11 protein-coding genes are annotated in these 12,161 nt (G+C 74.3%); 7 read left to right on the top strand and 4 right to left on the bottom strand.

Annotated elements, in window-relative coordinates; translation table 11 throughout:
- The first annotated feature begins 119 nt into the window (after positions 1 to 119).
- From ACFVWU_RS07170 to ACFVWU_RS07185, 4 genes are read left to right on the top strand one after another with little or no spacing between them, the layout of a single operon-like run.
- Complete coding sequence (locus ACFVWU_RS07170) at positions 120 to 584, top strand: hypothetical protein (RefSeq protein ID WP_387616680.1); 465 nt, start codon at positions 120 to 122, stop codon at positions 582 to 584.
- Entirely contained in the window at positions 581 to 2,401 is a 1,821-nt protein-coding gene (locus tag ACFVWU_RS07175) for a GMC family oxidoreductase (protein WP_387616682.1), read from the top strand. Before ACFVWU_RS07170 ends, ACFVWU_RS07175 begins: the two co-directional genes overlap by 4 nt.
- Positions 2,398 to 3,240: a hypothetical protein gene (locus ACFVWU_RS07180; RefSeq protein ID WP_387616684.1), complete on the top strand. Its 843-nt coding sequence runs from the start codon at positions 2,398 to 2,400 to the stop codon at positions 3,238 to 3,240. Before ACFVWU_RS07175 ends, ACFVWU_RS07180 begins: the two co-directional genes overlap by 4 nt.
- A complete protein-coding gene (locus ACFVWU_RS07185; RefSeq protein WP_387616686.1) occupies positions 3,237 to 3,911 on the top strand; it encodes a DUF402 domain-containing protein in 675 nt (224 codons plus the stop codon). The genes ACFVWU_RS07180 and ACFVWU_RS07185 overlap by 4 nt, the downstream gene beginning before the upstream one ends.
- A 37-nt stretch (positions 3,912 to 3,948) precedes the next feature.
- Here ACFVWU_RS07185 and ACFVWU_RS07190 read toward each other — a convergent pair whose 3' ends face one another.
- Positions 3,949 to 4,920 (bottom strand): Lrp/AsnC family transcriptional regulator, encoded by a 972-nt coding sequence (locus ACFVWU_RS07190; RefSeq protein ID WP_387616688.1) that lies wholly within the window; start codon positions 4,918 to 4,920, stop codon positions 3,949 to 3,951.
- Positions 4,921 to 5,030: 110 nt separating this feature from the next.
- Here ACFVWU_RS07190 and ACFVWU_RS07195 point away from each other — a divergent pair, with 110 nt between their 5' ends.
- Complete coding sequence (locus ACFVWU_RS07195) at positions 5,031 to 6,386, top strand: MFS transporter (RefSeq protein ID WP_387616690.1); 1,356 nt, start codon at positions 5,031 to 5,033, stop codon at positions 6,384 to 6,386.
- Positions 6,387 to 6,389: 3 nt separating this feature from the next.
- Here the strand turns inward: ACFVWU_RS07195 and ACFVWU_RS07200 are convergent, their stop codons facing one another.
- Entirely contained in the window at positions 6,390 to 7,265 is an 876-nt protein-coding gene (locus ACFVWU_RS07200) for a class I SAM-dependent methyltransferase (protein ID WP_387616692.1), read from the bottom strand.
- A gap of 169 nt (positions 7,266 to 7,434) precedes the next feature.
- Positions 7,435 to 7,962 (bottom strand): PadR family transcriptional regulator, encoded by a 528-nt coding sequence (locus ACFVWU_RS07205; protein ID WP_387616694.1) that lies wholly within the window; start codon positions 7,960 to 7,962, stop codon positions 7,435 to 7,437.
- 171 nt (positions 7,963 to 8,133) lie between these two features.
- Here ACFVWU_RS07205 and ACFVWU_RS07210 point away from each other — a divergent pair, with 171 nt between their 5' ends.
- A complete protein-coding gene (locus ACFVWU_RS07210; RefSeq protein ID WP_387616696.1) occupies positions 8,134 to 9,465 on the top strand; it encodes an MATE family efflux transporter in 1,332 nt (443 codons plus the stop codon).
- Between the two features lie 16 nt (positions 9,466 to 9,481).
- Here the strand turns inward: ACFVWU_RS07210 and ACFVWU_RS07215 are convergent, their stop codons facing one another.
- Positions 9,482 to 9,955 (bottom strand): flavodoxin family protein, encoded by a 474-nt coding sequence (locus ACFVWU_RS07215; RefSeq protein ID WP_387616698.1) that lies wholly within the window; start codon positions 9,953 to 9,955, stop codon positions 9,482 to 9,484.
- Between the two features lie 806 nt (positions 9,956 to 10,761).
- On the opposite strand from ACFVWU_RS07215, the gene ACFVWU_RS07220 reads away from it, so the two are divergent.
- Positions 10,762 to 12,111, top strand: coding sequence for a serine hydrolase domain-containing protein (locus tag ACFVWU_RS07220; protein ID WP_387616700.1), 1,350 nt, complete (start codon positions 10,762 to 10,764; stop codon positions 12,109 to 12,111).
- The last annotated feature ends 50 nt before the right edge of the window (positions 12,112 to 12,161 follow it).

Below are 12,161 nucleotides of genomic sequence, written 5' to 3' on the forward strand. Positions count from 1 at the left end.
AATGGTTCCCGGTCGTCCACCCGGGCGGCAGGATCTCGCTGAACGGGACGGATCGTGCCGACACCGGCGCGTGTCTGTCATGTCTTGGCCATCCGCTGACGATCGTGGGGGGTGCCCGCGTGTCCGTGTCCGACGATCGCACCGTTGATGACGACCCGTACGAGGCCGAGCTGTACGAGGCCGAGTCGTACGCCGCCGACTCCCGCCAGGCCCGCGCGTACGCGACCGGCCGGTCGGAGACCGACCCGTACGGGATCGGGGAGTACGCCGAGGTCGACGAACTGGCCGACTTCGAGGAGTTCCTGCGCGTGTGCGCCGAGCTGACCGGCTTCGACGTGCCAGAGCTGCGCGCCACCGGCATGGCGCACGAGCACCACCGCACCGTCCTGGCCCACCGGGTCCGCGACGAGCACGCCCTCGTCCACCTCTGGTACGTCGGCGCCTGGCCGGGCGAGGACCCCAGCTCCGCCCGGGCCCACGACCAGGGCCTGCTCTGGCGGACCTTCCACGCCAGCGCACCCGGTGCCGCCGCCCCCGGCCACGGCAGCTGGGCCGAGGCGCCCCGAGGAGGCGAGGAGCGGTGACCGCACGCTGGGACGCCGTCGTCGTCGGCGCGGGCTTCGCCGGAAGCCTGGTCGCCCACCGCCTCGGCGCACAGGGCTGGCGGGTGCTCGTCCTGGAAGCCGGACGGACCGCGCCCACCGCAGCCGAGACCGCGACCGCCCACCGCGCGGCCGGCGGCGGCCCGCCCACCTCGCCGTACCCGCACAACCCCGACGCGCCCTCACCCGACGTCACCGACCTCACCGGGCACCCCGAGGGCGGCTTCACCGCCACCGGCTACCTGCGGCAGCACGGGCCACTGCCCTACGCCAGCGGCTACCTGCGCGCCAACGGCGGCACCGGACTGCTCTGGACCGGCCTCACCCCGCGGATGCACCCCGAGGACTTCCGCACCGGTGACCTCGGCCACGGCCGCAACTGGCCGATCGGCTACCACGACCTGGAGCCGTACTACCGCGAGGCCGAGCGGGAACTCGGCGTCGCGGCCGACGCCGAGGAGCAGCGGAGCGCCGTCGGACTGCCCCTCCCGGACGGCTACGCCTTCCCGATGCGGGCCATCCCGGCCAGCCACCTCGACCGGCAGCTCGCCGACGCCCTCGACGGCCGGACCGCCCGCGACCCCGCCATGCCCGACCCCGCCCGACTCGCCGTCACCGGCACCCCGCACGCCCGCAACGGCCGGCCGACCCGGCCGGAGTCCGGGTCCGGCCCGCTCTGCGCGGGCAGTGCCAGCTGCGTCCCGGTCTGCCCGACCGGCGCCAAGTACACCCCGCTGCGCACCCAGGCCCGTTGGGCGCCCGGCGTCGAGCTGCGCACCGAGGCGGTGGTCAGCCGGGTGCTCGCGGACCCGGCGACCGGGCGGGCCACCGGAGTCGAGTACCTGGCCGGGGGAACCGCCCACCGGGCGGAGGCGGACCTCGTGGTGCTCGCCGCGCACGCGATCGAGAACGCCCGGCTGCTGCTCCTGTCCGACCTGGCCAACCGCAGCGACCAGGTCGGCCGGAACCTGATGGACCACCCCGCGCTGCTCACCTGGGGGTTGATGCCCCGCCCGGTCGGCCCCTACCGGGGGCCCGGCTCCACCAGCGGACTGGAGGCCTTCCGCTTCGGCCCGGCCCGTCGGAACCGGGCGCCGTTCCGGATCGAGATCGGCAACTGGGGCTGGTCCTGGGCCGGCGGCACCCCCGAGACCGAGGCCGCCGGGCTGCTGGCCGCCGGGCTGCGCGGCAAGGAACTGCGCGAGCGCCTCGGCGACCGGCTGGGACGGCAGTTCTCGCTCCAGTTCGAGCTGGAACAGCCCGCCGACCCGGCCAACCGGGTCACCCTCGACCCGGAGCGGCGCGATCCGCTCGGCCTGCCCGTCCCGGCGATCCGCTACGACCTCTCCGACTACGTCCGCGAGGGCATGGCCTCCGCCCGGGCCGTCTCCGACCAGCTCTTCGCCCTGCTGGGCGCCGAGGACCACACCGCCTACCCGGGCGCCCGCTGGCCGGGTCGGCTCGAACACCGCGGTGTCATCCACGGCTACCGCGGCGCGGGCCACGCCGGGGGCACCCACCTCATGGGCGGCTCGCCCGGCAGCTCCGTGGTCGACCACTGGCAGCGCTGCTGGGACCACCCCAACCTGTATGCCGTCGGCTGCGGTTCGATGCCCTCACTGGGCACCTCCAACCCCTCGCTCACCATGGCCGCCCTCGCGCTGCGCAGCGCCGAGCGGATGCACCGGGACCTGGTGGACCTGCGCCGGCCGGCCGCCGTGTCCCGGCCTTCCCCGTCCGTGGCCTCCCAGCCTGTGGCCTTCTCGCCCGAACCCTCCTCGCCCTCGGAGCACTCATGACCGGCCTGCCGCTGCCGCCCGTACCCGAGCCGTACCATCTGCCCTTCCACTACGGCGCGCTGCACAACGTCGGGGTCGACTACCTGGTCGAGCCCGAGCGGGCCCGCCAGGTGCTCGGCAAGCGCCACCCCGGGCTGGCCGTCGCCGCCTTCGACGGCGGGGCCTGCGTGTCGCTCAACTACCAGCTCTACTTCGCCCAGTACCCGAACGGCGGCGGCATCACCCAGGAGCTGGAGATCAACCTGGTCGCCCACCCGGTGTTCGCCGAGGAGCGCATCCCGGTGGTCAACTACGGCCAGTACGCCCGGGGTTACGAGCAGACCAAGCTGCTCGGCATCGCCCGGCTGCACGTGCTCTGCGACAACCCGCTCGCCATCGCCGCCGGGCGCCGCCTGTACGCCGAACCCAAGCATCCCGGCTGGTTCGAGACCACCATGCCCTCGCTCAACGCGCCCGCCGTGCGCGAACGGTGGAGCGTCTCCTGCCGCCGTGCCACCCTCGGAGCGGACGGGCTGAACCGCCACGACGAGGAACTCCTCTCCCTGGAGGTCGACTTGATCGGCCTCACCGCCGAGTCGGTCAACAACACCCCGATCACCGGATACGGCACCGACGACGAGGGCCAGCTGCTCGCCGGACCGCTCAACGTCTACCAGCCGTACCGCTACTACGCCCTGGACGACCGCACCGCCGACCGGGTCCGGCTCGACCTCGGCAACCCCGCCGAGGAGTCCGCCCGTGACCTCGCCCTGCTGATCTCCGACGCCCCGGCCGCCGGGGTCTGGACCTACCAGTCCCCGCCGGTCGCCGCCCACAACCGCGCGTACTACGTCCGATGACGACCGCCCCCCGCCCCCCGTTCGTGCCGGGCGGCACCGCCGTCCGCCGGGACGTGGTGGGCGGCCGGATCTGGACGGCCATGCCCTACACCGTCCTCGCGGACGACGGCGCCACGCTGACCCTGACCGCCCGCCCCGGCGTCGAGACCCTGGCCCCCGCGAGCTGGACCGCCTCGCAGCGCGAGGGAGGCGTCGCCGCGCGCAAACGCGGCATCGACGACCTCGCCGCCGGCTGCTGGGAGCTCGACCACTGGACCTGGCGCGACACGGTGGTGATCAGCCGCTTCACCGCCGGGGAGCCGTTCAGCGTGCACCGCTTCCTCAGCCCCGAGGGCCGCCCGCTGCGCTGGTACGTCAACTTCGAGCTGCCGTACCGACGGACGGCCATCGGCATCGACACCTTCGACCTCTTCCTGGACCTGGTGGTCACCCCCGATCTCTCCTCGCACACCTGGAAGGACGAGGACGAGTACGCCGAGGCCCGGAGCCTCGGGGTGATCGACGAGGCCACCCATCGGCAGGTGGACCGGGCCCGCGACCACGCCCTCGCCCAACTCCGGGACCGTACCGGACCGTTCGCCCCCGACCCGGACGCCTGGACCCCGCCGCCGTCGGGACCGCTGCCCGTCCTGCCGGACACCGCGCTCAGCACCCCCGCCGCCCGGGCCTGACGGCGGCGCGCGGGCATGGACGACATTGACGATGTGTTCATGAGATCGGAAGCAGCGCCCCGGCCCGCTTCACCGTGCGGATGACCGGGGCCGTCTCGATGCTCTGGATCGCGTCCAGCGCCGCGACCGGGCCGGTCAGGTAGCGCGCGAGGTCCAGCGAGTCCCGGCAGTTGACGGCCACGAGCAGGTTGGTGGGCCCCGTGGTGTGGGCCGCCAGCGACACCTCCGGGTGCCCGGCCATCGCGGCGGCCACCGCGCCGAGCCGGGAGGGTCGTACGGACATCCACAGCCGGGCCTCGGCGCGGAAACCGAGGGCGGCCGGCGGGATGTCGACCAGGAGGACCAGCACGCCGGACCGGCGCAGCAGGGCGAGCCGCCGCCGCACGGTCGACTCCGACCAGCCGGTCGCCGCGGCGAGTTCGGTGTGACTGGCCCGTCCGTCCCGGGAGAGCAGGTCGAGGAGCACGCGGTCACCGGACTCCAGGGGGACCTCGGCGGGCTCCACCGGCGGCGGGGCGAGCACCGCGGCCTGATCGGGCGCGAGGCGGGCCGGGCCGGCCCAGCTGTTGGGCAGGACGTGGCTGCCGAGCAGGAGGTGCGCCGAGACGGAGGTGACCCGGCCGGTGCGGGGGAGCTTGTGCAGCAGCAGTTCCCCGCTGTCGTCGGCGGTGCGGGTCTGGACGCTGCAGGAGATCTCGGTGCCGCCGGAGAGCAGGTGGACGAACGAGGTGTCGGGGCGGGCGGCGAGGGCCCTGGCGATGGCGCCTGCCGAGTCCGGGGTGCACCGCAGGCGGATCGTCCAGGCCTGGTAGCCGAGCAGGGCGCCGTTCAGGGTGCCCACGACCCGAAGGATCCCGGCGCCGCGCAGCCTCCGGTAGCGGCGGGCGACGGTGGTCTCGGAGACGCCGAGGGCCTCACCGATCAGGCGCAGCGGGGCTCGGCCGTCGATCTGCAGGGCGTGCACCAGGCCGTGGTCGATCGCGTCAAGGGTGACGGTATCCGTCTTCATGGGACGTCAGTGTGCCAGTATCCGCCGCTGCGGCAGGCCTGGCTGGTGGGTGCGCGGCCGCGCTCGGGAGGGTGTGGGCGTCCACGACGAAGCTCCACGGAGGAAGCCTCATGCGCACCTGGTGGCCCCTGACGGCCGTCTGCCTCGGCACGTTCCTGTTCCTGCTCGACACCACGGTCCTGTCCGTCGCCCTGCCCGGGATCGGGGCGGCGCTGTCGGCCCCGCTGTCCGAACTGCAGTGGGTGGTCGACGGCTACACGCTGGTGCTGGCCGTCCTGATGCTCCCCATGGGCGCCCTGGCGGACCGCCTCGGGGCGCGCGCGGTCTACGCCGCGGGTCTCGCGGTGTTCGGATGCGCCTCGCTGGTCTGCGGGCTGGCGCCGGGCGTGGGGGCGCTGGTCGCCGCCCGCGCGCTGCAGGGCGTCGGCGGCGCGGCGATGGCCGTGACCGCCTTCGCGCTGATCGGCTCGGTCTACCGGGGGCCGGACCTGGGGCGGGCGATGGGCGTCTTCGGCGCGGTGACCGGGCTGGCGGCGGCGCTCGGCCCGGTGGTCGGCGGCGTCCTCACCCAGTACCTCGGCTGGCGGGCGGTGTTCCTCCTCAACCTGCCGCTGGTCGCGCTCACCGTGGTGCTGGCGCTGCGGGGCCTGCCCGCCGGGCGGCGGGGCGCGGGCACGGCCCGCGTCGATGTCCCCGGGACGGCCGCGTTCGCGCTGGCCGCCGGTGCGCTGACCTACGCGCTGTCCCTGGCGGGGGAGCGGCGCTGGACCTCGCCGACCGTGCTCGGCCTGCTGGCCCTGTCCGGGCTCGCGCTGGCCGCCTTCGGCCGGATCGAACTGCGCAGCGCCGCACCCCTGTTGGACCTGCGGCTGTTCGCGAGGCCGTTCTTCTCGGCCGCGATGGCGTGCGTGCTCGCCGCGACGGCCGCCTTCGCGGCCTTGGTCTACACCTCGGTGTGGCTGCAGGAGGGCCTCGGCCTCGGGCCGGTGCGGGCCGGGCTCGCGCTGATGCCGCTCGCGCTGGCCTCCTTCGCCGCCTCGCTGGTCAGCGGGCGCCGGCTGCACGGCAGGTCGCCGCGGGCCGTGCTCGGCACCGGGCTGCTGCTGAGCGGGCTGGGGTGCGCGGCGCAGGCGGGCCTGGACGGGCACTCCTCGGCCTGGTCGCCGGCGTTCGGACTGGTGCTGACGGGCATCGGCGTGGGGCTGACGGGCCCGGCGATGGGCGCCGCCGTGTTCGCGGCGCTGCCCCCGGAGCGGGCGGGCATGGCCGCCGGGGCCATGACCACCTTCCGCCAGCTGGGGCAGACCCTCGGGGTCGCGGCCTTCGGCGTGTTGTTCCAGTGGGGCGGCGCCGTGCCGGTCGAGGGGCTGAACCGGGTGCTGCTCGCGGCCGCCGCCGCCGGGGTGCTGGGCGCGGCGCTGGCCTACGCCCTGGTGCCCCGGACGGCGGTGGTGGCCGCGGGCTGAGGGTCAGGCGTTCGGCGTCGGCCGGACGGCGCGGCGCTCGCGCAGTGTCCGCAGCACCCGGCGGGTCGCGCGGGTGGCGACCGGGGGCAGCAGGTCCAGCGCGAGCCGGCGCGAGGCGGAGCGCTGGACCGTCGCGGGTGTCTTGACCTGGTAGTTGAGCCGCAGGACGCGCTGCCCGGCGATGGTGTCCTCGTCCGTGGTGTAGCCCTCGGCCCGCCAGTCGCGCTCCAGCAGGACCTGCCGGGCGGCCGCGGCGTCGCCCCAGGTGCCGTAGAACTTCATCGGAGTGAGCAGCACCGGGCGCAGGCCGCCGGTGAAGACCGCCTCCCAGACCGCCGCCGAGACGCCCGGGGTGTGCTCGGAGCGGTAGTCGTCCAGTGCGATCAGGCCGTCCTCGGCGAGGGCGGCCTTCGCCACCGTGATGTCCCCGGCGACGTGCTCGTACAGGTGGGAGGCGTCCACGTGGACGAACCGGCAGCTGCCCGCCGGGATCCGGCCGTCGGCCAGCACCGAGGTGGGCGCCTGGACGATCTCGGGCAGTTCGCTGTGGAAGGCGAGGTAGTTGGACTCGAAGGCGCTGCGGGTGAGCGTCTTGCGGTAGGACATCGCCATCTCGGCTGCGTTGTCGTCGTCGCCCGCCTCGGAGTCGAACAGGTCGCAGACGGTCAGCCGCTCGCCCGGCCGCAGGTGGTCGCCGAGCAGCACCGCGCTGCGGCCGAGGTAGCTGCCGAGCTCCAGGATGTCGCCCTTGACCCCGGCCTCGCTCTGCTGGGAGAGCAGGTGGGCGAAGGCGGCCCGGTCCAGACCGAAGAACCAACCGGGGATGTCGTCCAGCTTCAGCGGTACGGGACGGGCGGCTGCGGTCACTTCACTGGGCACGGCTGCCTCCAGGAGACGGGCGGAGCGCGGTGGTGGGTCACGCCGCGGAGGGGCGCCGTGGACGTGAGACGGGTCATCATAGCGACGCGCGGGCCGGGTGGGGCCAGGTGTGGAAAGGAGTAATTCCACTCCGTCGCACTGCCGTTCGGCCGGGCGCGTACGGACTGCTCTAGCGTTCCAGCTCGGCGATGGTGTCGGTCAGCCAGGCCCGCTCGGCGGCGCCGGAGGCCCGGGCTACCAGCAGCATGCCTCGTCGGAACGGGTTCGGCTCGCGCTCGGCGGCGACCGGCTCGCCGTCCCCGTCGTAGAAGAAGCTGCTCGGGGCCTCCAGGAAGGCCAGCCGACGGCGCAGGACAGCGGCCTGCCGGGCCGGGTCGGCGAGGTGGTGGAGGAAGGCGGCGAGCGCGAAGAAACGCATCTGGTCGGTGATCTCGGCCTGCTCGGGATCGGCCAGTCGGCGCAGCAGTTCGGCCCGCCCCTCCTCGGTGAGCTCCAGGGTCTGGCGCGGCGCGGCGCCGCTGCCCGGTTCGGTGCGGCGGTGCAGCAGCCCGGCCTTCTCCAGCCTGGTGATCGCGGGGTAGAGCGCGCCGTCGCTGACCGGTCGGACGTGGCCGGTCAGGCCGGTGATCCGGGACTTGAGCTGGTAGCCGTGCAGCGGCTGGTCGTACAGGAAACCCAGGATCGCGAGGGTCAGCACGGTTGAGGCCCTTTCGTCGCAGTGCGCCCCCGTGGCGATGCCATGCTACCTCTTGTCGAGATGCCTCGATTCGATGTATCTCTGTTCGTGATAGCTCGAATCGATGCAGCTGCGGGCCTGAGCCTGAGAGTGGGCGTGGACCGGGCGGCGGAGCGGAACAGGGGAAGAGACATGCGCGGACAACCGGCCCGACTGGCCGCACTGGCGGGACCGGTCTATGTCGAACTGCTGTCCGGTGTGATCGCCTCGGTGATCGGCACCCTCTGGGTGGCCGGCCTCGGCGGGACCGCCGTCGCCGCCGTCACCCTCGCCGGCACCGTCGAGAACCTGCTGCTCGGACTCGTCCTGGTGGTCTCCTCCGGCACCAGCGTCCGGCTCTCCCACACCCTCGGCGCCGGCGACCACGACGAAGCCGCCCGCACCACCCGGGCCGCCTGGCACCTCTGCCTCGTCGGCAGCCTCGCCCTCGCGGTGCCCGGCTTCCTGCTGCGCGACCGGCTCGCGGCCGCCTTCCTCGACGGCGAGGCCGCCGCCCGGGCGGCCGAGTACCTCACGGTCGCCTTCCCGGCCTTCGCCCTCTTCTTCGCCCAGCGCGTCGCCGACGAGCTCTTCAAGGGCACCGGTGACACCCGCACCCCGATGCGGATGGCCCTGCTCTCCAACGCCCTGCTACTGGTGTTCGACCCCCTGCTGATCCTCGGCCCCGGGCCGTTGCCCGCCCTCGGTGTCACCGGCGCGGCCCTGGCCCTGGCGGCCTCCCGGGCGGTCGCCCTCGCCGTCACGCTGCGGCGGCGGTCGCGCGTGCGGCCGTGGACCGGTGGCGCGGTACGGGGCGTCGGGGCGGCGGCGCTGCGGATCGTCCGCGCGGGTGCGCCCCTCGGCCTGGACTTCACCGCCAGGATGGCGGTCGGCACCGCCCAACTCGGCCTGGTGGCGGGCTTCGGGATGGCGGCGGTGGCGGGGTACGGGATCGGCTACCGGCTGCTGCTCGTCGTCACCATGGCCTTCTACGCCGTGCGTCAGGCCGCCGCGATCCGGGCCGCGCACCTCACCGGCGCCGGCCGCGACGAGACCCTGCACTCCCTGCGGCGCGCCACCGTCCGGCTCGCCGCGCTGCTCGGCGCGGGGGCGGCGGCGCTGTCCGCCCTCCTCGCCGCTCCGCTGACCTCCCTCTTCACCGACGACCCGGAGGTGGCCGCCCAGTCCGTCGGCTTCCTGCGCATGGCGGCGTTCTACCTGTTGCCGTACGCCCTGGTGGTCGCCCTCGGCGGCGTCCACCAGGCGATGGGTGCCGGGCGGCCGCTGGTGCTGTCGGTGCTGCTCGGCCTCGGAGTCCAACTCGCCGCCTCGGCCGGGTCGGCGGGACCGCTGGGGGTGAACGGCGTGTGGCTGGGCCAGGCGGTCGGGGCGGTGACCCAGCTCGCCCTGCTGCTGGTCCTCACCCGCCGCCGGCCCGTGCCGGCGACGGTGCGTCGGGCGCGGACGCTCCGCCCCGTCGAGTGACCGGCCCTGGCCGGCGTCAGGACGCCGCGCCGGGCCGGGGCCGCAGTCCCTCGGCGAAGACCTGGGCCGCCGCCAGATCGTCGGCGTCCGGCCGGTGCCGGTTGATGCCGCCGACGAGCCTGAACGGGAGCCAGGTGTCGTACCCGCGCGCCGTGAAGGTGTCGACCACCTCGAAGCCCTTCGGTTCCAGGAGCCGCACCAGGGAGCGGGTGAAGGGCCGGAACCGGGGTTCGGGCAGCCCGCTGGTGGCGAAGACGAAGGCCCGGCGGGGCGCCGCCGGCGGGATCGAGCGGACGAAGCCGCGCAGTCGCGGGTGGAACGTCCCGGTGAAGATCCCGGAGCCGAAGCCCACCAGGTCGTAGGCGGCGAGTTCGGCCGGATCCAGCTGTTCGGGTTCGATCACCGGAGCGGCCAGGGCCCGGCCCATGACCTCGGCGATCCTCCTGGTGTTGCCGTGGGACACCGAGACGCACACGATGACGGCCTTCATGGCGATCTCCCTTCATGTCGCGTTCGTCGTGGTGCGGAACGGCCGCACCCGACAGGTGGACCGGGCGGCGCGGCGGAACGTGACATCGGGGACGGGCGGGCGTGTGTCGCGGGAGAACCGGGTTTCGCGGAAATGCGCGAGTGACTCCGCTGGCGATTGGGGACCGTGTGCAGGAAGGGAACGGACCGCGCGGATTCGACCGTTACGGTTTCGGCCAAACGAGCCGCATCCGTCATCAGGTGCTACGGCGGAGTAATGGAGGCGCACCTGCGATTTTGCCGTTCCGATTTCTTGGAGAGTTGCTTTCCGTTCAATCGCCGGGGGTTGCGAGAGGGTGACGCGCCGTGAAGACTGTTCCGCGTTCGCCGTCCGGGCGTTCGGTTCGTCACGGATTTGCGCCGTCCACCGCGGCCGTTGCGGCAGGGTCCGCACGAGGGACGCGGGGGAGCGGAGCAGGGGGGATTGCCATGCCGGGTAGCGCGACCGGTCGGGTTTGGGGTTCCTGCCGGGGCCCGCTGACGGGGTAAGCGCATTCGGTCGTTCACCGTTTCCGCGGTGTCGCGGATTGCGGTGCATTCGCGTTGTCCGGCCGAGGTGTGCGTCGGGGCGGGCCGGAACGGTTCCCCGCCCGAGTGGGTGCTGCGCCGCGCCGTGACCCGCCCGGGTATTCCCGTTGTTCCCGCGAGTCGTGAGCCGGGGGCGCGGGCGACCGGAAAATGCGCCGGGCGCACCTCAGTAATCCGGAATTCATCCGCGGGCGTCTGTCACGTCCGCACCCGAGAGCCAGTCAACGGGAGCTTCCGCCCATGCCGTACTCCGTCTCCGTTCCGGTCCGTGAGCGCGCGCCGGTTTCTTTACGACGTGAACTGCAACGCCGGCTCGACATGCTCGCGTGCACGCATCGGGTGCCCGGCGCGCAGCTGGTGGTGGACACCGGTCCGGAGACCGTCGTCCTGCACACCGGTGTGGCCGACGCCGCCACCGGCGCGCCCTTCACCGCGGACACCGCCGTCCCGGTGGGCTCGCTCACCAAGCCCTACACGGCCGCCCTGGTGATGCTCCTCGCCGACGACGGCGATCTCGACCTCGACGAACGGGCCGCTGACCTCCTCCCCGAACTCCGACGGATGCCTGAAGTGACGATTCGCCAACTGCTCAGCCACACCGGCGGGCTGCCCACCGGACCGGACTCCGACGCGGCCGCCCGGACCACCGCGGCGCACTACCTGGCGTCCGTGTGCACCGCCGACGACGAGTTGTTCCCGCCCGGAACCGACTTCTCCTACTCCAACGCCGGCTACGTCGCCGCCGGTCGCCTGGTGGAGACGGTGACCGGGATGCCCTGGCACGAGGCGGTGCGCACCCTGCTGCTCGACCCGCTCGGTACCGCGCCCGCCTTCATCGGTGCGACCGCCGCCGCGCGCCCGGTCGCCGCCGGCCACGCGCTCAACACCGCGACCGGCCGGGTCCGGCCGGTCGCGCAGAACCTCGCCCCACTGGAGGCGCCGGCCGGAGCCCTGCTGCTGAGCGCCGTGGACCTGGCCGCGCTCGGTGCCGCCCTGGCCGGCCGCGGCGCCGCCCTGCCGGAGGCCGTCGCCGACGGGATGTGCCGCCCGCAGCCCGCCGCCCGGCCGGGTGCGCTCGCCGATGGCTGGGGGCCGGGCCTGGCCCTCTACCGCCAGGACGAGCGGCTGTGGTGGGGGCACGACGGCAACGCCCTGGGCACCTCCTGCCATCTGCGGGTCGAACCGGACAGCGGTGTGGTGGTCGCCTTCACGGGCAACGCCGGGGCCGCCACCGCGCTCTGGCGCGAACTCGCCGACGACCTGGCCGAGTTGATCGACCTCCGGGTGCCCGCCGCGGTCGCACCCGCCGCCTCGGGAGACCCGGTCGTCCTGCCCGAGTGCGCGGGCAGCTACGTCAACGGTGGGATCCGCTACCGCGTCGAGCCGGCCCGCGACGGATCGTCGACCCTCTCCGTGGACGGTGACCTGCCGATTCCGATGCGCTGCTTCGCCGACCTCTCCTACGACCTGCTCGCCCCCGACACCGGCCGCCCCGAACCCGGCGGGCGCTTCCACCGGGACCCCGGCACCGGGGTGATCGACCGGGTGCAGGTCTCCGGGCGCACCGCACGGCGGGTCGACCCCGCCTGAGCAGTCCGGGCCGCTCCCGTGCCGGGCTCACCCCCGGCACGCCCGCACCG

Source organism: Kitasatospora sp. NPDC058190, from assembly GCF_042883685.1.
Classification (GTDB): Bacteria; Actinomycetota; Actinomycetes; order Streptomycetales; family Streptomycetaceae; genus Kitasatospora.